Here is a 20,464-nt window from a genome sequence, read left to right on the forward strand (position 1 = left end):
AAAAAACGGCGCGTCCCTTAAAAAGGCGCGCCGTTTTTCTTTGGCTGCGAGGCAGGGCAGGGCGCATGTCGCGCTTCAGCGGGGCCGCGTCAGCCGGGCCAAAAAAAATCCCGGCTACTTCGCCGGGCAAACGATACGTTTTCAACGTATCGGAGCGTTCGGCCAATCAAACTGTGTGAGCGGCAACGGCACGACGCTGTTGCTTACGACAACGCCGGCACAGCGGATGGGCTGTGCCGGCGTAATAGGTAACAGCAGAAGTGCTACCCGACGTGCTGCGAGATCAATCGTGTTGCTGCTGCGAGAAACTTAAACTGCCTTCTTGGCCGAGCGCGATGCCTGAGCAGCGGCTTGCGAAGCTGCCTTCGACGCAGCCGTAGCAGCCGCATTGAAGTTGCTTTCAGCGATTTCGACAGCTTGCTTCGTTGCCTTGTGAACCGTTTCGTACGTCGTGTTAGCGGCGGTGATAGCCGACTTGATCACGGCGACGGCGGTTTCCGAGCCAGCCGGTGCATTCTTCGCGACGTTTTCGACGAGCGACTGGACCTTGCGGTTCTGCTCTTCGAATTGAGCTTCTGCGACGCGGGTGAATTCACCTTGCGTTGCCGAAACGATCTCATACACGTGACGGCCGTACGACAGTGCCTTCTCAGCAACCGGCTGAGCCAGGCTAGCTTGCAGCGCCAGCAATTCTTGCGCGTCCTTCACCGACAGCGCGCGTTGAGCATTTTCCTGGCTTTCGGCGAGCGTCGATTTCACAACTTGCAGGTTCAGCTCAACCAGCTTTTCGACGCCTTCAAATGCTTTGGTCGTCAGGCCGAACAGAGTGTCGAAGTTGGCTTTCTGGGCTGCGGCGAATTGCTCAGGGGTCAGCAGAGTCATGGTTTACGCTCCTGGGTTGCGGTCTGTCTGTGCGGACCGCATTGGGTTGGTGGCGAGACGCAGTGGATCGTCTCCCCGGGCCGCAATGTATTGTGCATCGCAGCAATGGTTCCCATTTTAGGATGGCCACAATGAATGTCAAGTGCTTTTTGTGCGTCGCACAATATTAAGAAAGTGCTGATAAAACAATACGTTATGCAGTAGGCATGACATCCATATGACGTCAGTCGATTTGACCGGTAGCACCGTGCTGGTGCGGAAAAAACGCTGATGTATTGAAATGGTGCGAGGAATTTTTACCGGTCGCTCAGGGTTTGCCAGCGTGATTCGGTAACTCCTTGAGCCGGGAAAAAATCATCAATTCGGGATTCGATGTAAACCGGAAAGTGTCATGGAACGTTAATCCTGAGTACCGGTCGAACGCGCGTCGGTGGTTTCCTGCAAGCGTTTAACAGTCAACGCGGCGAGACCCTGACGTTGTTTCCTCGCACAGGCGGCGCTGTATTTGCCCCATGCATCAACCGTATTTCCCCTGATCAAGGTTGTCTCGAAATTGCCGTTATGCTGGAAGAATCAACTCGATTCTGGCGAGCGGCGGCAATAGTGAGACGTAGCGCGCTAGCGATCGTTTTTTTCGATCGATGCGCGGCACTTATTCGTGTTTTTGCGATCGGAGCTTACAAGCCGGTTTAAGGAGCGCCTATAAGTGCTTCAAATTGCTAATTTTTCGTTGTTTTACTACACTTGCGGAAACCTCTCGCCGCTCCCTACCGAACACCCATGAAAACCGACATGTTTTCGTCGCTAAAAGTGATCCACGGCGCGGCCCGCAGCACCGCTCTGTCGGTGGCCGTCTCTTTGGTCGTCGCAGCGGCGTTCGCCACGCCCGTCTCCACTTTTGCCGCCACGTCTGCTGCAACTGCAAAAACCTCCAAACACGCCAAAGCTGCCAAAAAGCCGGCTGCCGCCACCGCCAAGGTGTCGAGCAAGTCGGTTAAGGCCGGCAAAGGCGCGGTCGCAAAAACCGCCGTTGCCGACGACGATGCGCCGCGCGCGAACGTCAAACGCAAGCGCGTGACCTTTGCGGCCAACGGCCGTCACCATTCGGTCGTGCGCCGTGTCGCGTATGAACCGCGTCAACCGACCGTCGGTCAGGCTTTCGGTCTGCACGAAACACCAGACGCGCTGATGCTGCGCTCAAGCGTTGCGTACGTGATCGACCAGAACACCGGCGAGTCGCTGTTCGACAAGAACTCGCGCGCTGTGGTGCCGATCGCGTCGATCACCAAGCTGATGACGTCGATGGTGGTGCTCGACTCGAAAGAGCCGATGACCGACCAGATCGAAGTCACCGACGAAGACCGTGACTACGAGAAGAACACCGGTTCGCGTCTGTCGGTGGGCTCGGTGCTTTCGCGTGAAGACATGCTGCACATCGCGCTGATGGCGTCGGAAAACCGCGCGGCCGCAGCGTTGTCGCGTTACTTCCCGGGTGGGCGTCCGGCGTTCCTGGCCGCGATGAACGCGAAGGCCAAGCAACTCGGCATGACCGATACGCACTTCGAAAACCCCACGGGTTTGACGAGCCAGAACGTGTCGAGCGCGCGCGACCTGGTGAAGATGGTCAACGCCGCGTATCAATATCCGCTGATCCGCAAGTTCTCGACCGATCACAGCTACGAGGTGTACACCGGCAAGCGTTCGCTGGCGTACAACAGCACCAATGCGCTGGTGCGTAATCCGACGTGGGACATCGGTCTGCAAAAGACCGGCTTCATCAACGAAGCGGGCGAGTGCCTCGTGATGCAGGCGACCATTCATGGCCGTCCGATGATCCTGGTGTTGCTCGATTCGTCGGGCAAGTACTCGCGTTTCGCGGACGCTACGCGTCTTCGCACGTGGCTGGATAATGGTGGCGACCAGCCGCGTATTACCAGTGCGGACGCTGGTGGCGCGGGCACCTGAAGCAGGTTGAATGAGTTTGAATAGCCGGTGTGATGACCGGCTAAATTGAAAAAGCCTCGCAATCGTTGCGAGGCTTTTTTTTGTGCCTGAGCGGGTGCTGGAAATCGGGCGTGGGTCTTACGTATGGTGGCTATGGCCGCCGTGCGAATGATCATGCGGCGCAGGCGGCCGATAACCCAGCGATTCCGAAATCATCAGCGCTGTCTGACTGACTTGCCCCAGCCACGAATCCTGCAACCGATCCGCCGGTGCCGACAATGACAGACCTGCGACCAGCTTGCCGGTGTCGTCATAAATTCCGGCTGCTATGCAGCGTACGCCGAGTTCCAGTTCTTCGTTGTCGCGCGCGCAGGCTTGCTGACGCACGTGCGACAACTCCCGTTCCAGTTTCGTCAGATCGGTGATGCTGTTCTGCGTATGGCCGGACAGGCCGGTGCGGGTGGCGTAGGCGCGCACGCGGGTCGATTCGTCGGCGGCGAGAAACAGCTTGCCGACGGAAGTCAGATGCAGCGGCGCCCGTCCGCCAATAGCGCGCACGACCTGCATGCCCGAGCGCTCGGAATAAGCGCGTTCGATATAGACGATCTCGTCGCCCTGACGGACCGACAGATTCACCGTCTGGCCAGTCTGCCGATGCAACTCGCGCATTGGCGTCAGCGCCGCGTCGCGCACCGACAGACGCGCCTTCACCAGATTGCCCAATTCGAGCAGGCGCATGCCGAGCCGATAAGTACCGGGGTCCGAGCGGTCGACCAGCCGGCACATCACCATATCGTTCAGGATGCGGTGCGCGGTGGACGGATGCAGCTCCGTGCGGATGGCAAGTTCTTTCAGGCTGACCGGGTCGCTATGCGCGGCGAGGGCGTCGAGCAGGCGCATCATGCGTTCGATCACCTGGATCGATGTTTTGGGATCCGGGTTCGTATCGCTCATGGGAGGAATCGGTTGACGCGTCAAACAGCGGAAATTGATTGTATCTCGTATGGTGAAAAAAGCGAACGCGGTTCGAAGGCGTATTCGAATTTGCAGACTATTCGTCCTACGCCTTCTGGCCGTTGGTATTGTCCGCCAAACAGCGGATAATCAGGGACGTTTTCCCGAAGGAGGGCTCATGCGAGTCGGATTGTTCGTCACCTGCCTGATCGACCTGATGCGTCCCGAAATCGGTTTTTCGGTCATCAAGCTGATCGAAGGCGCCGGTTTCGAGGTGATCGTGCCACCCGCGCAAACCTGTTGCGGACAGCCCGCTTATAACTCGGGCGAGCGCAGTATTGCGCGTGATCTGGCCGAGAAAACCGTACGCGAGTTCGAGCAGTTCGACTACATCGTGGTGCCGTCCGGCTCGTGCGGCGGCATGATCCGTTCGCACTACGGCGACCTTTTCGCTGACGATCCCCAGTTGATGAACCGCTTCGGCCGCGTGCGCGCCAAGGTGTTTGAGTTGACCGATTTCCTCGTCAACGTGGCGAAGGTGCAGTTGCAGCCCGGCGAGTTCACTGGAGAAGTCACGTATCACGACTCCTGTTCGGGGTTGCGCGAACTCGGCGTGAAGGCGCAGCCGCGCGCGTTGCTCGCCCAGGTGGGCGTGCCGGTCACCGAGATGAAGGACTGCGAGCACTGCTGCGGTTTCGGAGGCACGTTCGCGGTGAAGTACGGCGACATTTCCACGGCGATCGTCGACGAAAAATGCGCGAATATCAGCGCGAGCGGGGCAGGTACGGTGGTGCTCGGCGATCTCGGCTGCATGCTCAATATCGAGGGGCGTTTGCGCCGTCAGGGGGATTCCACCACCCGGGTGTTGCATATCGCGCAGGTGCTGGCCGGCGACGTCTAGCCGCGTTGGCCGTATGCCGTTGGTGTGTCGGCGCGGGCTGCTTCGCGCAACTGCAACAGCCGGCGCTTCCAGCATCCCATTTCGCGCGTTCTGATTCGCGCGCGTCGTCTTCGCCTAGTGTTCGATTACGCAAAAGGCCGCCATGCAGATTCAAACGATGCAGTTCAAGGCTCGCGCCGGTCAGAAACTCGCCGACCAGCGTTTGCAGCAGAACCTGACCAAGCTTTCCACCAAGTTCGTGTCGGCCCGCGCGTCGGCGATGACCGCGATCGATTTCCCCGTCACCCGCGCCGCGCTCAAGGAGCGCCGCAATCGCGCGCTGGAAAATCTCGACGTGTGGCTGGAAACCTTCGAGCAAGAGGCCGCCCGGCGCGGCGTGACCGTGCTGTTCGCCGAAACGACTCAGGAAGCCGCGCGGCTGGTCGGTGACATTGCGCGCAAGCATGACGTGAAAAAGGTGATCAAGACCAAGTCGATGGTCACCGAAGAAATGCGTCTGAACGAAGTGCTCGGGCAAATGGGCGTGCAGTCGATCGAAACCGATCTGGGCGAGTACATCCTTCAGATCAACGACAACGAACCGCCGAGCCACATCATCGCGCCGGTCGTCCATAAAGATAAGGACGAGATTGCGGACCTGTTCGCGAAGACGCATGGCCGGCCGCGTTTGACCGAGATTCCCGATATGACGCGCGAGGCGCGGGAAATGCTGCGTCCGCATTTCATGAGCGCGGACATGGGCGTGACGGGTGGCAATTTCGTGGTCGCGGAAACCGGTTCGGTCGTGCTGGTCACGAACGAAGGCAACGAGGGCATGTGCACGGTCATGCCGCGAGTGCATGTGGCCGTTACGGGTATCGAGAAAGTGCTGCCCACGCTGGAAGACCTGGCGACGGCAATGCGTCTGTTGCCGCGCTCGGCAACCGGGCAGGTCACGTCGAACTATTTTTCAATGCTGACCGGGCCGCGCGGCGGGGGGGATCAGGACGGACCTGAGCATATGTATGTCGTACTGGTCGACGGTGGGCGCACGGGTCTGATCGGCGGCGATTTCCAGGAGATGCTCCGGTGCATCCGCTGCGGCGCGTGCATGAACCATTGCCCGGTTTATCAGAAGGTGGGCGGTCATGCGTATGGGTGGGTGTATCCCGGCCCGATGGGATCGGTGTTGACGCCGAGCTATGTCGGCATCGACAAGGCGCTCGATTTGCCACAGGCCGCAACGCTATGCGGCGAGTGCAACAGCGTTTGCCCGGTGGGCATTCCATTGTCGGATCTGCTGCGCAAGTTGCGCGAGAAGCAGGTCGAACGGCGACTGCGTCCGTGGAAGGAGCGGGTGGGGTTTGCCGTTTGGGGTTTTCTGGCGCTCCATCCCGACGCTTATGCGCTTTTCACCAAGCTGGCCGTGCGGGTGCTGGAGCGAATGGGTGGCCGGAATCGGTCGATTGCCAGATTGCCGTTGGGCGGCGCGGGCTGGACCAATACCCGCGACATGCCGGCGCCGGTGGGTCGTACGTTCAGGGAGTTGTACGCGGCGCAGCGTAGTCACATTGGCTGATGCGGCTGTTTACGTTCGAGGGCCGTTTTTGCGCAGAGTGCGCAAGTTGGCAGGTAGGTGCTCCGCAACCAACTGAAAATAGCGCTTGGGCTGCAGAGGCACATGGGGCCGAGCGGCGATTTACAAAGCTGCCGATAATTGCTTTGACCGGTGAACCTGCACGGTGGTCTCCAACGTGCAGGCAACTCGCCGCGTATCCTGTCAAGCGCGCCTAGTGCCCAGCGGCCGCCACACTTAACTTAATGCTCACCATTCTGTCCACCTGATTGGCGATTGAAGCCGCCCGAGCCTCGTCTCGACTCACCGCCACCATTGCCGCCGTTACCTGTCCCACCACCATTCCCGGCCTGCTGCTGCGGTTGCGACGGCGGCGGTCCGCCCACGCCTGGTCGTGCTCCACCCGGTCCGCGAGGCCCACCCACTGCGCCCTGCGGCGGCGGCCCACCGTTCGGCGGCCCGCGGTGACCGTTGTCGTCGCCGCGATTGTCGTGGTTGCCGTAGTTGCCATTGTTTGGGTGACCCCGATCGGGATATCCACGAGGGCCGGGGCCTGGCCCGTAGTAGCGTCCCGGTCCGCCGTAGTAGCCGGGTTCCGAGTAGTTGCCATACCCCAGGTAGACGTTGGTCTGCGGTACGACTGCAGCGCCTGGCGCGTAGCCGTCATAGCCGGAGTAGCCGCCGCCATAACCGTTGCTGTACATCGGCGTGCCGTCCGGATAGACCGCGCAGCCACCGAGCAGAGCGGCGAACGCGACGGCGGCGAGTGGTGCAAAACGTTTCATGTCAAAGACCAGTGCGAGTGGATTACATCTGTAAGACCGCTATTATCGCCATCCGTCGCAAGAGCTTTGTATGTCTTTGTAAGGATTTATTTTTCTCAGCGACAGCGTTGCCTATATCCGTCAATTCACTGTTCTATCTGGAGCAACGCTGTATCTCGAATAGGTGGGTTTTTCCCGATTGCGAATTCCTATAGGATTTCGACTGGGCATAGTGGGTCACGAGCTCATGCGCCCCTAATCGGAAAAACATCATGAAAAAGACAATATCGGTGTACTGGCCCCTTGCCATTGTTGTGCCCCTTGCTGCCGTTGCTTATCTGCATATTTGCGGGAATGCCGCATCGCGCGTGTCGCAGGCTCCCCTTGGCGCAGATCAACTGACCGCCGAACTCGCGCGTGCTGTCTCGTACGGAATGATTGACGCTGAGTCGTCGCTGCCGGCTAAACCCATGCGGGCTGCCACCGCGATACCGTTGGCCGACGCTTCCTGAGCGCAGGTTCAAACGCAGGCTAATCGAAGGGAGCGCGAAAAAAGTTGCACAGCATCGGGTTTGCACGCGTGGGGCATCGCGCGCAAACACAAACCGCGCAACAGCCGGGATTTAGCCTGACTTCGCACCCCCGGCGCGGCGCCAGGCGAGATTTTGTGCAGCTTTGTATAATCGCGGCACTCTTTGCTAACCGTCAGTCTTTTACGCGTGGCGTCCTGAAGCGCCGGAAAACTCCTGATGAAAACTGTGTCCGTCTGCTTCGTGTGCTTGGGGAACATTTGCCGTTCGCCGACTGCGGAGGGCGTGATGCGCCATCTGGTCGGCGAGGCCAAGCTGGCTGAGCGCATCCTGATCGATTCGGCGGGCACGGGCGACTGGCATATCGGCGAGCCTCCCGACGAGCGCGCACAACGTGCCGCCGGGCAGCGCGGTTACAAATTGGCCGCATTGCGTGGACGCCAGATTGCTGCAGCCGACTTCGAGCGCTTCGACCTGCTGATCGCAATGGACGACAAGAACATCGCCGCATTACGTCAGATCTGTCCTCCGGCGCAGCGCGACAAGATCCGCCTGCTGATGGAATTCGTGCCCGAGTCGGATAGCCGCTGGGGCGGCGCCCGCGAAGTCGTCGATCCGTACTTCGGCGGCGCGGAAGGTTTTGAGCAGGTGCTCGATCAGTGCGAAGCAGCCTGCCGCGGTCTGATCGCGGCGTTGCGTCCCCAGTTGCTGGCATAGGCCGGGCGGCGTTTGAGCGACGCCCCTTCGTGCAAAGTCAGTAATTAAGCAAATGACCCAAATCGCAATAGGGATACTTGACTAAATCGCTCATGTATTTATACTTGACAAAACTTGTCGAGAATTGCGGTCCCACACTATATGAGACTCACCACGAAAGGCCGTTTCGCCGTCACGGCGATGATTGACCTGGCACTGCGCCAGGAGCAGGGCCCGGTGACGCTGGCAGGAATCAGCCAGCGCCAACATATCTCCCTGTCCTATCTCGAGCAGCTGTTTGGCAAGCTGCGTCGTCACGAAATCGTCGAGTCCGTGCGCGGACCGGGCGGCGGCTACAATCTGGCCCGCCGCGCTGAAGACGTGACCGTGGCTGACATCATCATCGCGGTCGACGAGCCGCTCGATGCCACCCAATGCGGCGGCAAGGGCTCGTGCGAAGGCACCAAACAGCACGACGGCCACTGCATGACCCACGAATTGTGGTCCACGCTGAACCAGAAAATGGTCGAGTACCTCGATTCGGTTTCCCTGAAAGATCTCGTCGATCAGCAACGTTCACGCGAAGGCGCGCCCGCAGTTCTGCGCGACAGGCGGAACGAAGCGGCGACGGTCGAGCCCGTGCGCGTCGCGCCGAAAGGGCCGAATTCCGTTTTCAACATGGCCGGTTCGTGAGGCGCGGTAACAGGTAATACGAAGAGCCACCGCAGCCTGATAGACAAAGAACCCACAAGCCAGAGCACATGACGTCCCCGGAGCAACTGATGAACAACGACTCTCTCCATCTGCCCATCTACATGGACTACAGCGCTACGACGCCGATCGACCCGCGCGTGGTGGACAAGATGATTCCGTACCTGCGCGAGCAGTTCGGTAACCCCGCATCGCGCAGCCACTCGTACGGCTGGGACGCGGAGCGCGCAGTCGAAGAAGCGCGTGAGAACGTTGCCGCGCTGGTGAACGCCGATCCGCGCGAAATCATCTGGACGTCGGGTGCAACGGAGTCGGACAACCTGGCCATCAAGGGCGCTGCGCACTTCTACAAGAGCAAGGGCAAGCACATCATCACGGTGAAGACCGAGCACAAGGCCGTGCTCGACACCTGCCGCGAACTCGAGCGCGAAGGCTTCGAAGTCACGTATCTGGACGTCAAGGACGACGGTCTGATCGACCTCGATGTGTTCAAGGCTGCGATCCGCCCGGACACGATCCTGGTGTCGGTGATGTCGGTGAACAACGAGATCGGCGTGATTCAGGACATCGACGCGATCGGCGAGATCACCCGTGAAAAGGGCATCATTTTCCACGTCGACGCAGCTCAGGCCACCGGCAAGATCGTGATCGACTTGCAGAAGCAGAAAGTCGACCTCATGTCGTTCTCGGCGCACAAGACGTATGGCCCGAAGGGCATCGGCGCGCTGTATGTGCGTCGCAAGCCGCGTATCCGTATCGAAGCGCAGATGCACGGCGGCGGTCACGAACGCGGCATGCGTTCGGGCACGCTGGCTACGCACCAGATCGTCGGCATGGGCGAAGCATTCCGTATCGCACGTGAAGAGATGGCGACGGAAAACGAACGTATCCGCATGCTGCGCGACCGGCTGCTGAAGGGCCTGTCGGAAATGGAAGAAACGTACGTGAACGGCGACATGGAAAAGCGTGTGCCGCACAACCTGAACATCAGCTTCAATTTCGTCGAAGGCGAATCGCTGATCATGGCGGTGAAAGATGTGGCGGTGTCCTCGGGGTCGGCGTGTACGTCGGCTTCGCTGGAACCGTCGTACGTGCTGCGCGCACTGGGTCGTAACGACGAACTCGCGCACAGCTCGATCCGCTTCACGGTGGGCCGCTTCACGACCGAGCAGGATGTCGATTACGTGATCAACCTGCTGAAGACCAAGATTTCGAAGCTGCGCGACTTGTCGCCGCTGTGGGAAATGCATAAGGACGGGATCGATATTTCGACCATCCAGTGGGCTGCGCACTGACGCGCCGTTGGCAAAGAGTCGAATTCATCGAATTGCAATTGCAGGTTGAAACGGATCAAGGAGTTAAATCATGGCTTATAGCGACAAGGTTCTGGACCACTACGAAAACCCGCGCAACGTCGGTTCCTTCGCGAAGGACGACGACGCGGTCGGCACCGGCATGGTCGGCGCACCGGCATGCGGCGACGTGATGAAGTTGCAGATTCGCGTGGGCGCAGACGGCATCATCGAAGACGCGAAGTTCAAGACGTACGGCTGCGGTTCGGCAATTGCTTCGAGCTCGCTCGTCACCGAATGGGTGAAGGGCAAGACGCTCGATCAGGCCATGTCGATCAAGAACACGCAGATCGCCGAAGAACTGGCACTGCCGCCGGTGAAGATCCACTGCTCGATTCTCGCGGAAGACGCGATCAAGGCAGCGGTCGCCGACTACAAGCAGCGTCATGGCGAAGCGGTAGTCGAAGGCGACAAGCAGCACGCTTGAAGTTACAGCATGCGGTTGCGGCACGACCTTCTTATGAGGCCAGGCCGCAAGTTGAGTAGCAAATCGAAGCGGACGGTGCCGTTGAAGTTCAAAGCGCCGTCCAGCATGAGCGATATTTGATGCAGGCAGGGTCGCAGCGCGAAAGGCAAACGGTGATAAACCCGGGCGCCCGGCACGCTCTGCGCAATGAGAAACGCTATGGCAATTACGTTGACCGACAAGGCAGCACAGCACGTCCAGAAATATCTGACCCGTCGCGGTAAAGGCGTCGGACTGCGCGTTGGCGTGCGCACCACCGGTTGCTCCGGCTTGGCCTACAAGCTCGAGTACGTGGACGAACTCGCGCCCGAAGACGAAGTGTTCGAATGCAACGGCGTGAAGATCATTGTCGACCCGAAGAGCCTCGCTTATATCGACGGCACGCAACTCGACTTCGCGCGCGAAGGGTTGAACGAAGGCTTCAAGTTCAACAACCCGAACGTGAAGGACGAATGCGGCTGCGGCGAGTCGTTCCGGGTCTAGGATCGACATTTTCCGCGTGCAGCGGATCAAAGGCGGCGCGGGCCGCCTTTTTAGTTTGATCCGCGAATATTTCTGACTGCACTCCGGTGCGCTTTCCTGAACGGACTCCTTTTATCCGATGGCCTCGCTGAACGACAGCCACTTCGACCTGTTCGATCTGCCGGCGCAATTCGCGCTCGACTCGGGCTCGCTCGATCACGCGTTCCGCACGGTGCAGGCGCAAGTGCATCCGGACCGCTTCGCAGCGGCCGGCGATGCGCAAAAGCGTATTGCGATGCAGTGGGCCACGCGCACCAACGAGGCGTATCAGACGTTGCGCGATCCGTTGAAGCGCGCGACGTATCTGTTGTCGCTGCGCGGCATCGACGTCGGCGCGGAGAACAATACGGCGATGGAGCCGGCGTTCCTGATGCAGCAAATGGAGTGGCGCGAAAATATCGAAGACGCGGCCGCAGCGAAAAATGTCGACGCGCTTGACGCGTTGCTCACCGAGTTGCGTGACGAAGAACGGATGCGTTTCGACAAGCTCGGTGCATCGCTCGACAGCGGCGCGAATCAGGCAGCGAGCGAGGCGGTACGGCAGTTGATGTTCATCGAACGAGTGGCGTCGGAAATCAGCGCGCAGATCGACCGGCTCGACAACTAGTCTTTCAGGGCGCGCCCCGCCATTCAGCCGGTCAGGCGGCACGCGCTGTCGGCAGTTGGCACACGGCGGCCGCAGCACACCCAGTAACGCGAAAATTTCAGGACGGGGCCACACGGCCCCGAGAAGATCCAGATGGCCCTACTGCAAATCTCCGAACCCGGCATGGCGCCGGCGCCTCATCAACGGCGCCTGGCGGTCGGTATCGACCTCGGCACCACCAATTCTCTTGTCGCGGCCGTGCGTAGCGGCGTGCCCGACGTGCTGCCCGACGAAGACGGCCATGCGCTGCTGCCGTCGGTGGTGCGTTATCTGGAAAAGGGCGGCCGCCGGATCGGCCGCAAAGCCAAAGCCGAAGCGGCGAGCGATCCGCGCAACACGATCGTGTCGGTCAAGCGCTTCATGGGGCGTGGCAAGGCGGAAGTGGAAGGCGCCGAAAACGCGCCGTACGATTTCGTCGACGCCCCCGGCATGGTGCAGATTCGTACGGTTGACGGCGTGAAGAGCCCGGTCGAAGTGTCGGCGGAAATTCTCGCGACGCTGCGCCAGCGCGCCGAAGATACGCTCGGCGACGAACTGGTCGGCGCGGTCATCACCGTGCCCGCCTATTTCGACGAAGCGCAGCGCCAGGCTACGAAGGACGCTGCGCGTCTGGCCGGTCTGAACGTGCTGCGTCTGCTGAACGAGCCGACCGCAGCGGCGATCGCCTACGGTCTCGACAACGGCTCGGAAGGCCTGTACGCGGTCTATGACCTCGGCGGCGGCACCTTCGACCTGTCGATCCTGAAATTGACCAAGGGCGTCTTCGAAGTGCTCGCGGCGGGCGGCGATTCCGCGCTCGGCGGCGACGATTTCGATCACGCGCTGTATCGCCACGTGCTGGAGCAGGCGGGCATCGCGCCGAACACGCTCGCGCCGGAAGACGTCCGCTTGCTGCTGGACAACGTACGCGAGGCCAAGGAGGCTTTGTCGGACGCGGCCGAGGCTCGTGTTGCGGTCACGCTGTCGAACGGCACAGCGCTCGATCTGACGATCGGCGAGGCTGCTTTCGAGGCCGTCACGAAGGATCTGGTGCAACGAACCTTCAGCCCGACGAAGAAAGCGCTCCGCGACGCGAAGGTTGCGACCAAAGAGGTCAAGGGCGTCGTGCTGGTCGGCGGGGCAACGCGCATGCCGGTGATCCGCCGCGCGGTCGAGGCTTTCTTCGGCCAGCCGCCGCTGATCAATCTCGACCCGGACCAGGTCGTCGCGCTCGGCGCGGCGATCCAGGCCGATCTGCTCGCGGGCAACCGTGGCGCGGATGGCGACGAATGGCTGCTGCTCGACGTGATCCCGCTGTCGCTCGGCGTCGAAACCATGGGTGGGCTGACCGAGAAGATCATCCCGCGCAATTCGACGATTCCGGTCGCGCGCGCGCAGGATTTCACGACCTTCAAGGACGGCCAGACGGCGATGGCGATCCATGTCGTGCAAGGCGAGCGCGAGCTGGTTAGCGACTGCCGCTCGCTCGCGCGTTTCGAGCTGCGCGGCATTCCGCCGATGGCCGCGGGCGCGGCGCGGATTCGCGTGACTTACCAGGTGGACGCGGACGGCCTGCTGTCGGTGTTCGCACGCGAACAGGGTTCGGGCGTGGAAGCGTCGGTGGTGGTGAAGCCGTCCTACGGTCTCGCCGACGACGACATCGCGAAAATGCTCGAAGACAGTTTCTCGACCGCCGAAGTCGACATGCGCGCCCGTGCGTTGCGTGAGGCGCAGGTCGAAGCGCGCCGTCTGGTCGAAGCGACCGACGCTGCACTTGCCGCCGACGCCGAACTGCTCGACGACAGCGAGCGCGCCGATCTCGACACGTTGCTCGATGCATTGCGCAACGTCGCGCAAAGCGACGACGCCGACGCGATCGAAGCCGCGACCAAAACGCTCGCCGAAGGCACCGACGAATTTGCTGCCCGCCGTATGAACAAGGGCATTCGCCGCGCGCTCGCGGGCCGCAAGCTCGACGAAATCTGAGCGTGGTGGTGCACGTCAGGCGGTCCACTGCCTGACGCGCGCCGCGAAAAACCAGAGCGCATCGCGGACTTAAAAAGTCCGCGTGTCGCCAGTAAAATGGTACGGAGCCAGTTTGCGGCTGCCGTGCCGAGACCCAAACGGAAAATGTATGCCTCAAATCGTTGTGCTGCCCCATGTCGAACTGTGCCCGGAAGGCGCGGTGCTCGAAGCCGAACCCGGCATGAGCATTTGCGATGCGCTGCTGGAAAACGGCATCGAGATCGAGCACGCGTGCGAGAAGTCGTGCGCGTGCACGACCTGTCACGTTATCGTGCGTGAGGGTTTCGCCGCCTTGACGCCGTCCGAGGAAGACGAGGACGATCTGTTGGACAAGGCGTGGGGTCTCGAACCGGCCTCGCGTCTGTCATGCCAGGCTTTGGTGCCGGCCGAGCAGGATCTGGTCGTGGAAATTCCGCGATACACGATCAATCACGCGAAGGAAAATCACTAACAGCAGGAGGATGCAGCCATGAAGTGGACCGATACGCAAGACATCGCGATGGCCCTGACTGACAAGCACCAGGACATCGACCCGCAGCAGGTGCGTTTCACCGACTTGCACCGCTGGGTCACCGAGCTGGAAGGATTCGACGACGATCCCGAGCGCTCGAACGAGAAGATTCTTGAGGCAATTCAGGCTGCATGGATTGAAGACGCGGATTACTGAGCGCGTGGTGTTTTTCTGGTGCGCTGTCGTTGGCTGATAATCGGCGCAGCGTCGGCGGCAAATAAAAAGGCGATTCCATTGGAATCGCCTTTTTTTATCGCCTTTGCTTTCATCGCGACAGGATGTCGGCCAAAGGCGAGGTTTCGCAACTCAACCCGCGACCAGTGAACCGTTTTCGATCCGCACATGCTCGCCTTGCTGGAACGGCGGCGTTTCGTGGTAGGTAAAGTAGCGCGTCTTGCCGCTTTCCATCCTCACGCGCACCGAATACGACGTCGTGCTGCGAATGTGTTTTTCGACCGAATTGCCGGCGAGGCCGCCGCCGAGCGCGCCGAGCAGCGTCATCGCCGTGCGTCCGCCGCCCGCGCCGAACTGGTTACCGACGACACCGCCTGCCACTGCGCCGCCGACAGCGCCAATACCGGTGCCATGGCCTTCCTGCCGCACCGCTGAAATCCCGACTACCGTGCCGCAAGTCGAGCAATAGGCCGGTTGCTGCGCGCTCTGCTGTGCATATTGCGGCGCTTGCTGTGCCTGAGCCTGCTGTTGCTGCGCGTACTGTTGCTGCTGCGCCGGGGTGGGAGCGGGCGGGGCGGATGGCTGCGCCTGCATTGCCTCCGCATTCGCCGGAGCGTTCTGAGCATTGACCGGAGCGGCCGAATCGACCACTCCCGGTTGCTGGGTCGTTACCTGCGCGGCTTGCGACTGATCGGATTGAGCGCTGGTACTCGACGCTTTCGGAAACAGGCCCGTCACCGCAGCGGTTGCGGCAAGGCTGGCGATGATGACCGCACCGGCAGCCACGGCCACCAGCGGATGAAGACGACGTTGTTGCGTGGGTTTATCGAGTGGATTGTCCATGTTGGCCTCCGTCTTGCAGAGTCGACTGTTATTGAGATCGAGTGTCCGGCAAAACGATCCCGGCGACGTTTCAATTTGTAACCGCATGTGGGCGGCGGTTTCCAGGTGTCGACGCCTGAATCGCGGCCGCGCCGAGCAATCTTCAGCGTCCGCCGAAATTGACACGGCGTGCGCGCATGATCGGCCTGGCGTAGCTTTTACCGATAGTTACAAGCCGCCCGGCAGTCGAGGACGACTTCCATGAGCACGCAGCAAGAAAAACGCCCGACATCGAGCCGGGCGTTTCGTGCGACACAAACAGCGCAAAAACAATCAGTCTTCGCGACGCAGATGCGGGAACAGAATCACATCGCGGATGCTCGGGCTATCGGTCAGCATCATCACCAGACGGTCGATACCGATACCGCAACCACCGGCCGGCGGCATCCCGTATTCGAGCGCGCGAATATAGTCGGCGTCGTAGAACATCGCTTCTTCGTCGCCGGCATCTTTCTGATCGACCTGCTTCTTGAAGCGGGCGGCCTGGTCTTCCGGATCGTTCAGCTCCGAGAAACCGTTAGCGATCTCGCGACCCGTGATGAACAGCTCGAAACGCTCGGTGATGCCCGGCGCGGCGTCCGATGCGCGCGCCAGCGGCGACACTTCGACCGGGTAGTCGATGATGTACGTCGGCTCCCACAATTGCGACTCGGCGGTTTCTTCGAACAGTGCCAGTTGCAGCGAACCCACGCCCGCATTCAGGAACTGCGGCTGCGACGCGTCGACGCCGAATTTTTTCAATTCGGTGCGCAAAAATGCGCTGTCGGCGAGTTGCTCGTTCGTGTATTGCGGCGCGTATTTCTGGATCGCCTGCGTGATCGTCAGACGATGGAACGGCTTCGCCAGATCCAGTTCGCGGCCCTGATAGGTGATCGTGGCCGTGCCCAGCGAATCGATGGCCGCCTGGCGGATCAACTGCTCGACGAAGTCCATCAGCCACTTGTAATCGGTGTACGCGGCGTAGAACTCGATCATCGTGAATTCCGGGTTGTGGCGCACGGACACGCCCTCGTTTCGGAAGTTACGGTTGATCTCGAACACGCGCTCGAAGCCGCCGACCACCAGCCGCTTCAGATACAGCTCCGGTGCGATGCGCAGGAACATCTGCATATCGAGCGCGTTGTGGTGCGTGGTGAACGGCTTGGCCGCCGCGCCACCCGGAATCGGGTGCAGCATCGGCGTTTCGACTTCCATGAATTCGGCGTCGGCCATGAACTTGCGGATCGACGAAATCGCCTTGGTCCGCGCGACGAAAGTCTTGCGCGTTTCCGGCGTGACGATCAGATCGACATAGCGCTGGCGATACTTCATTTCCTGATCGGCGAGACCGTGGAACTTGTCCGGCAGCGGACGCAGCGACTTCGACAGCAGACGCAGTTCGGTACAACGCACCGACAGCTCGCCCTTGTTGGTGCGGAACAGCACGCCACGCGCCGCGACGATGTCGCCCATGTCCCACTTCTTGAACGCGTCGTACACGTCCTGGCCGACGTCGGCGGGCGTGATGAAGAACTGGATCTGACCCGAACCGTCGCGCACGGTCGCAAAGCTCGCCTTGCCCATCACGCGCTTGAGCATCATGCGGCCGGCAATCGCGACTTCGAGCGGGTTCGCTTCGAGCGCTTCCTTGTCGGACTGCTCGTATTGCGTTTGCAGATCTTCGGCGTGATGCGTAGGACGGAAGTCGTTCGGATAGGCGACGCCTTGCTCACGCAACTCGCGCAGCTTTTCGCGGCGCTCGGTCATGATCTTGTTGTCGTCCACCTCGGGCGCGACAGTCGGCTGGGCCGCATTGGGCTGGGTCGGTTCGGTCATGGTGAATTTGGTGTTCGGTGGCCCGCATCGGCATGCACCGGAGTGCGTCGGATGCGGGAAGCCAGTCAGTGTAAAAACCTCAGGCGGTAAAAAGATACGGCGCGGCGTTGATTCAAGGCCGCGCCGGTTGTGCCCGGATTCGCTCGCGGTTCGCGCTTAAACGCCCTGTTTCAGGCTCGCGCTGATGAACGGATCGAGGTCGCCGTCGAGCACACTCTTCGTGTTGCTGATTTCGACGTTGGTGCGCAGATCTTTAATGCGGCTGTTGTCCAGCACGTACGATCGGATCTGGTGACCCCAGCCCACATCGGTCTTGCCGGCTTCGAGCTTGTCCTGCTCTTCCTGACGCTTGCGGATTTCCGCTTCGTACAGACGCGATTTCAGCATGGCCATCGCTTCGGCGCGGTTGCGGTGCTGCGAACGGTCGTTCTGGCACTGCACGACGATGCCCGACGGCATGTGCGTGATACGCACCGCGGAGTCGGTCTTGTTGATGTGCTGACCGCCCGCACCCGAAGCACGGTACGTGTCGATACGCAGATCGGCCGGGTTGACGTCCACTTCGATCGAGTCGTCGATTTCCGGGTACACGAACACCGACGAAAACGACGTGTGACGGCCGCCCGACGAGTCGAACGGCGACTTGCGCACGAGGCGGTGCACACCGGTTTCGGTGCGCAGGAAGCCGTAAGCGTATTCGCCTTCGATCTTGATCGTCGCGTTCTTGATGCCCGCGACGTCGCCGTCGGTCTGTTCCAGCACTTCGGTCTTGAAGCCCTTGCGTTCGCAGTAGCGCAGGTACTGGCGCAGCAGCATGGACGCCCAGTCGCACGCCTCGGTGCCGCCCGCGCCGGCCTGGATGTCCAGGAACGCGTTGTTCGGGTCGGCCGGGTTGGCGAACATCCGGCGGAATTCCATGTCGGCGACACGTTGTTCGATGCCTTGCGCGTCGGATTCGCAGGCAAGCAGCGTTTCGTCGTCGGCTTCTTCGCGGGCCATGTCGAACAGGTCCTGCGCGTCGCGCAGGTCGTTATCGAGCGACGTGAGCTTGCCGACGGTGTCGTCGAGCAGTTTCTTTTCCCGGCCAAGGGCCTGGGCGTGTTTCGAGTCGTTCCAGACGTCCGGGTCTTCGAGTTCCCGGTTGACTTCGATTAGACGCAGTGCTTTGTCGTCGTAGTCAAAGATACCCCCGTAGCGAGTCTGCGCGAGTGCGCAGGTCCGCCAGTGAGGCTTCGATCGCGTTGAGACGTTCCGCTTCCATGTCGATCTTTTATAGCTTCGTAAAAAGACGAAATTATAGCCGATCGGCGGCCCGCGCCGGAGGCTCTTGAGCGATCCGGCGCGGGTTTGGGGTTGATTTTGCGGAGATTTTCGATGCCTGGACGGTGAAAGCGGGGCTGACGGTTTTCTGCTTCAGACGGCCCCGCTTACGTCAAACACGGCTCATTCAACTCGCCGCGTGCTCGACGATCAACTGCACCCGCGACACCCCGTTCCACGTATCGCTCGCCAGCCGGTAAGCGACCATGGTGCGGGCGGGCAGCGTATCGGTATGGTTGAACCAGATCGCGTTGAAGCGCTGACGGCCGCGCATCAGTTGCAGTTTCAGGTGCTTGTCCTTCACCAGCGCCTGCGACGCCACCTCGAATTCGCCCGAAAACACCGGCGCAGGGAAGCCTTGGCCCCACACGGCGGCGTCGAGCATTTCGACGAATTGCGGCGTGAAATAAGCGTCTTCGAGTTCGCCGTCGGTTTCCACGGTGCGCGACAGCGCGTCTTCGGACAGCCATTCGCGGCCGACCGCCTCGAACGCGGCGGTGAAGCGGGGCACGTCGGCGGCGGCGAGCGTCAGGCCGGCAGCCATCGCGTGGCCGCCGAACTTGACGATCAGGTTCGGTTCGCGCTTCGAGATCAGGTCGAGCGCGTCGCGCAGATGGAAGCCGGGAATCGAGCGGCCCGAGCCCTTGACGGTCTGGCCGCTGTCGTCGGCCAAAGCGAACGTGAACGACGGCCGGTGGAATTTCTCCTTCAGCCGTCCGGCGACAATCCCGATCACGCCCTGATGCCAGCCCGGATTGAACAACGTGATCGTGGTCGCGCCTGCGGGGTCGATCGACGACAGGTCGTCGAGCGCCTGCTGTTGCATGCCCGCTTCGATCTCGCGACGCTCACGGTTCATCGTGTCGAGTTGCTGCGCGAGATCCCAGGCGCGGCCGATGTCGTCGGTCGTCAGGCATTCGATCCCGAGCGACATGTCCGACAGACGGCCCGCCGCGTTCAGGCGCGGCCCGAGCGCGAAGCCGAGGTCGAAGCCCGACGCGTTGCGGGCGTCGCGCGCGGCGGCGCGAAAGAGGGCGGCGATGCCAGGCTGCATCTTGCCCTTGCGGATGCGCTGCAAACCTTGCGCGACCAGCACGCGGTTGTTGCCGTCGAGCTTGACCACGTCGGCGACCGTGCCGAGTGCGACCAGGTCGAGCAGGCCATCGAGACGCGGTTCGGGAAACGCGTCGCCGAAGGCACCGCGGCGGCGCAATTCTGCCCGCAGTGCGAGCAGCACGTAAAACATCACGCCGACGCCCGCGAGACACTTGCTCGGGAAAGTGCAACCCGGCTGGTTCGGATTGACTATCGCGCGTGCGGCGGGCAGTTCGTCGCCGGGCAAATGGTGGTCGGTGACCAGCACGTCGATGCCGAGCGCGTTAGCCGCTTCGACACCGTCGACGCTGGCGATGCCGTTATCGACCGTGATCAGCAGTTCCGGCTTGCCCGACGGATTGCGGGCCGCCAGCGCGACGATTTCCGGCGTCAGGCCGTAGCCGTATTCGAAGCGGTTCGGCACCAGATAGTCGATCTGTCCGCCGAACATGCGCAGCCCGCGCACCGCGACCGCGCAGGCGGTGGCGCCGTCGCAATCGTAGTCGGCGACCACCAGCATGCGGCGCTTTTGCTGGATCGCGTCGGCGAGCAGGACGGCCGCGTCCTCGCAGCCTTTGAGCGCGACCGGCGGCACGAGCTTCGCAAGGCCGGTTTCGATCTCATCGGGCAGGCACACGCCGCGCGCGGCGTAAAGGCGCGCGAGCACCGGATGCAGGCCGTGGCGGGTGAGGATTTCGGCGTCGACGGGAGAACAGGCGCGCGTAACGATTTGGGTCATT

Annotated in this window: 20 protein-coding genes; 13 read left to right on the forward strand and 7 right to left on the reverse strand. The window is 61.3% G+C overall.

All coding sequences use genetic code 11. The annotated features are described in order from the left end of the window. Positions 1-309: 309 nt before the first annotated feature. A complete protein-coding gene (locus tag ABH945_RS04475; protein WP_074764440.1) occupies positions 310-882 on the reverse strand; it encodes a phasin family protein in 573 nt (190 codons plus the stop codon). Positions 883-1,662: 780 nt separating this feature from the next. On the opposite strand from ABH945_RS04475, the gene pbpG reads away from it, so the two are divergent. Continuing rightward, the gene (gene pbpG / locus ABH945_RS04480; RefSeq protein WP_429249843.1) at positions 1,663-2,847 is read left to right on the forward strand and encodes a D-alanyl-D-alanine endopeptidase; all 1,185 of its coding nucleotides are present in this window, start codon (positions 1,663-1,665) and stop codon (positions 2,845-2,847) included. 117 nt (positions 2,848-2,964) lie between these two features. On the opposite strand, the gene ABH945_RS04485 is transcribed toward pbpG, so the two are convergent. Beyond that, positions 2,965-3,780 carry an IclR family transcriptional regulator gene (locus ABH945_RS04485; protein ID WP_074764436.1) on the reverse strand — a complete coding sequence of 272 codons (816 nt, stop codon included), beginning with the start codon at positions 3,778-3,780 and terminating at the stop codon, positions 2,965-2,967. Positions 3,781-3,958: 178 nt separating this feature from the next. On the opposite strand from ABH945_RS04485, the gene ABH945_RS04490 reads away from it, so the two are divergent. Beyond that, positions 3,959-4,681, forward strand: coding sequence for a (Fe-S)-binding protein (locus ABH945_RS04490; protein ID WP_074764434.1), 723 nt, complete (start codon positions 3,959-3,961; stop codon positions 4,679-4,681). Positions 4,682-4,823: 142 nt separating this feature from the next. Beyond that, positions 4,824-6,239 carry a lactate utilization protein B gene (locus ABH945_RS04495; RefSeq protein WP_429249844.1) on the forward strand — a complete coding sequence of 472 codons (1,416 nt, stop codon included), beginning with the start codon at positions 4,824-4,826 and terminating at the stop codon, positions 6,237-6,239. Positions 6,240-6,478: 239 nt separating this feature from the next. Here ABH945_RS04495 and ABH945_RS04500 read toward each other — a convergent pair whose 3' ends face one another. Next, positions 6,479-7,021 (reverse strand): hypothetical protein, encoded by a 543-nt coding sequence (locus ABH945_RS04500; protein ID WP_429249845.1) that lies wholly within the window; start codon positions 7,019-7,021, stop codon positions 6,479-6,481. A gap of 251 nt (positions 7,022-7,272) precedes the next feature. Between ABH945_RS04500 and ABH945_RS04505 the strand changes: the two genes are divergently transcribed. The 10 genes from ABH945_RS04505 to iscX all read left to right on the forward strand — a co-directional run bounded on the left by ABH945_RS04505 (position 7,273) and on the right by iscX (position 14,594). After that, positions 7,273-7,512: a hypothetical protein gene (locus tag ABH945_RS04505; RefSeq protein WP_429249846.1), complete on the forward strand. Its 240-nt coding sequence runs from the start codon at positions 7,273-7,275 to the stop codon at positions 7,510-7,512. A 237-nt stretch (positions 7,513-7,749) separates the two neighbouring features. Next, entirely contained in the window at positions 7,750-8,247 is a 498-nt protein-coding gene (locus ABH945_RS04510) for a low molecular weight protein-tyrosine-phosphatase (RefSeq protein ID WP_429249847.1), read from the forward strand. A gap of 141 nt (positions 8,248-8,388) precedes the next feature. Beyond that, on the forward strand, positions 8,389-8,919 hold the full coding sequence (gene iscR / locus ABH945_RS04515) for a Fe-S cluster assembly transcriptional regulator IscR (protein ID WP_074764424.1): 531 nt from the start codon (positions 8,389-8,391) through the stop codon (positions 8,917-8,919). A gap of 89 nt (positions 8,920-9,008) precedes the next feature. Next, positions 9,009-10,232: an IscS subfamily cysteine desulfurase gene (locus ABH945_RS04520; RefSeq protein WP_074764422.1), complete on the forward strand. Its 1,224-nt coding sequence runs from the start codon at positions 9,009-9,011 to the stop codon at positions 10,230-10,232. 70 nt (positions 10,233-10,302) lie between these two features. Further along, positions 10,303-10,716 (forward strand): Fe-S cluster assembly scaffold IscU, encoded by a 414-nt coding sequence (iscU, locus tag ABH945_RS04525; protein ID WP_028199493.1) that lies wholly within the window; start codon positions 10,303-10,305, stop codon positions 10,714-10,716. 198 nt (positions 10,717-10,914) lie between these two features. Next, a complete protein-coding gene (gene iscA, locus ABH945_RS04530) occupies positions 10,915-11,238 on the forward strand; it encodes an iron-sulfur cluster assembly protein IscA (RefSeq protein ID WP_074764420.1) in 324 nt (107 codons plus the stop codon). 118 nt (positions 11,239-11,356) lie between these two features. Further along, entirely contained in the window at positions 11,357-11,884 is a 528-nt protein-coding gene (hscB, locus tag ABH945_RS04535) for a Fe-S protein assembly co-chaperone HscB (RefSeq protein ID WP_429249848.1), read from the forward strand. 132 nt (positions 11,885-12,016) lie between these two features. Then, positions 12,017-13,888 (forward strand): Fe-S protein assembly chaperone HscA, encoded by a 1,872-nt coding sequence (gene hscA, locus ABH945_RS04540; protein WP_429249849.1) that lies wholly within the window; start codon positions 12,017-12,019, stop codon positions 13,886-13,888. A 148-nt stretch (positions 13,889-14,036) separates the two neighbouring features. Then, complete coding sequence (fdx, locus tag ABH945_RS04545; RefSeq protein ID WP_074764414.1) at positions 14,037-14,378, forward strand: ISC system 2Fe-2S type ferredoxin; 342 nt, start codon at positions 14,037-14,039, stop codon at positions 14,376-14,378. Between the two features lie 18 nt (positions 14,379-14,396). After that, positions 14,397-14,594, forward strand: a complete 198-nt coding sequence (gene iscX, locus ABH945_RS04550) for a Fe-S cluster assembly protein IscX (protein ID WP_074764412.1) — start codon at positions 14,397-14,399, stop codon at positions 14,592-14,594. A 150-nt stretch (positions 14,595-14,744) separates the two neighbouring features. Here the strand turns inward: iscX and ABH945_RS04555 are convergent, their stop codons facing one another. The 4 genes from ABH945_RS04555 to recJ all read right to left on the reverse strand — a co-directional run bounded on the left by ABH945_RS04555 (position 14,745) and on the right by recJ (position 20,463). Continuing rightward, complete coding sequence (locus ABH945_RS04555) at positions 14,745-15,455, reverse strand: glycine zipper 2TM domain-containing protein (RefSeq protein WP_429249850.1); 711 nt, start codon at positions 15,453-15,455, stop codon at positions 14,745-14,747. Between the two features lie 312 nt (positions 15,456-15,767). Beyond that, a complete protein-coding gene (lysS, locus tag ABH945_RS04560) occupies positions 15,768-17,309 on the reverse strand; it encodes a lysine--tRNA ligase (RefSeq protein ID WP_429249851.1) in 1,542 nt (513 codons plus the stop codon). A gap of 156 nt (positions 17,310-17,465) precedes the next feature. Further along, positions 17,466-18,570, reverse strand: a protein-coding gene (gene prfB / locus ABH945_RS04565; RefSeq protein WP_143026243.1) for a peptide chain release factor 2 whose coding sequence is annotated in 2 segments (ribosomal slippage) — positions 17,466-18,488 and positions 18,490-18,570 — 1,104 coding nt in all. Because the reading frame shifts where the segments join, the coding sequence is not laid out codon by codon here. Positions 18,571-18,756: 186 nt separating this feature from the next. Next, positions 18,757-20,463, reverse strand: a complete 1,707-nt coding sequence (gene recJ / locus ABH945_RS04570; RefSeq protein WP_074764406.1) for a single-stranded-DNA-specific exonuclease RecJ — start codon at positions 20,461-20,463, stop codon at positions 18,757-18,759. Between the last annotated feature and the right edge of the window lies 1 nt (position 20,464).

This window comes from Paraburkholderia sp. GAS333, from assembly GCF_050435665.1.
Classification (GTDB): Bacteria; Pseudomonadota; Gammaproteobacteria; order Burkholderiales; family Burkholderiaceae; genus Paraburkholderia; species Paraburkholderia fungorum_A.

What these genes read in the sequence shown, in the direction of transcription:
- ABH945_RS04510 (WP_429249847.1), top strand. Translation starts at nt 7,750, where the DNA reads ATGAAAACTGTGTCCGTCTGCTTCGTGTGCTTGGGGAACATTTGCCGT.
- ABH945_RS04500 (WP_429249845.1), bottom strand. Translation starts at nt 7,021, where the DNA reads ATGAAACGTTTTGCACCACTCGCCGCCGTCGCGTTCGCCGCTCTGCTC.
- iscU (WP_028199493.1), top strand. Translation starts at nt 10,303, where the DNA reads ATGGCTTATAGCGACAAGGTTCTGGACCACTACGAAAACCCGCGCAAC.
- ABH945_RS04505 (WP_429249846.1), top strand. Translation starts at nt 7,273, where the DNA reads ATGAAAAAGACAATATCGGTGTACTGGCCCCTTGCCATTGTTGTGCCC.
- hscA (WP_429249849.1), top strand. Translation starts at nt 12,017, where the DNA reads ATGGCCCTACTGCAAATCTCCGAACCCGGCATGGCGCCGGCGCCTCAT.
- ABH945_RS04490 (WP_074764434.1), top strand. Translation starts at nt 3,959, where the DNA reads ATGCGAGTCGGATTGTTCGTCACCTGCCTGATCGACCTGATGCGTCCC.
- ABH945_RS04520 (WP_074764422.1), top strand. Translation starts at nt 9,009, where the DNA reads ATGAACAACGACTCTCTCCATCTGCCCATCTACATGGACTACAGCGCT.
- recJ (WP_074764406.1), bottom strand. Translation starts at nt 20,463, where the DNA reads ATGACCCAAATCGTTACGCGCGCCTGTTCTCCCGTCGACGCCGAAATC.
- iscA (WP_074764420.1), top strand. Translation starts at nt 10,915, where the DNA reads ATGGCAATTACGTTGACCGACAAGGCAGCACAGCACGTCCAGAAATAT.
- hscB (WP_429249848.1), top strand. Translation starts at nt 11,357, where the DNA reads ATGGCCTCGCTGAACGACAGCCACTTCGACCTGTTCGATCTGCCGGCG.
- iscX (WP_074764412.1), top strand. Translation starts at nt 14,397, where the DNA reads ATGAAGTGGACCGATACGCAAGACATCGCGATGGCCCTGACTGACAAG.
- fdx (WP_074764414.1), top strand. Translation starts at nt 14,037, where the DNA reads ATGCCTCAAATCGTTGTGCTGCCCCATGTCGAACTGTGCCCGGAAGGC.
- pbpG (WP_429249843.1), top strand. Translation starts at nt 1,663, where the DNA reads ATGAAAACCGACATGTTTTCGTCGCTAAAAGTGATCCACGGCGCGGCC.
- lysS (WP_429249851.1), bottom strand. Translation starts at nt 17,309, where the DNA reads ATGACCGAACCGACCCAGCCCAATGCGGCCCAGCCGACTGTCGCGCCC.
- ABH945_RS04555 (WP_429249850.1), bottom strand. Translation starts at nt 15,455, where the DNA reads ATGGACAATCCACTCGATAAACCCACGCAACAACGTCGTCTTCATCCG.
- ABH945_RS04485 (WP_074764436.1), bottom strand. Translation starts at nt 3,780, where the DNA reads ATGAGCGATACGAACCCGGATCCCAAAACATCGATCCAGGTGATCGAA.
- ABH945_RS04475 (WP_074764440.1), bottom strand. Translation starts at nt 882, where the DNA reads ATGACTCTGCTGACCCCTGAGCAATTCGCCGCAGCCCAGAAAGCCAAC.
- ABH945_RS04495 (WP_429249844.1), top strand. Translation starts at nt 4,824, where the DNA reads ATGCAGATTCAAACGATGCAGTTCAAGGCTCGCGCCGGTCAGAAACTC.
- iscR (WP_074764424.1), top strand. Translation starts at nt 8,389, where the DNA reads ATGAGACTCACCACGAAAGGCCGTTTCGCCGTCACGGCGATGATTGAC.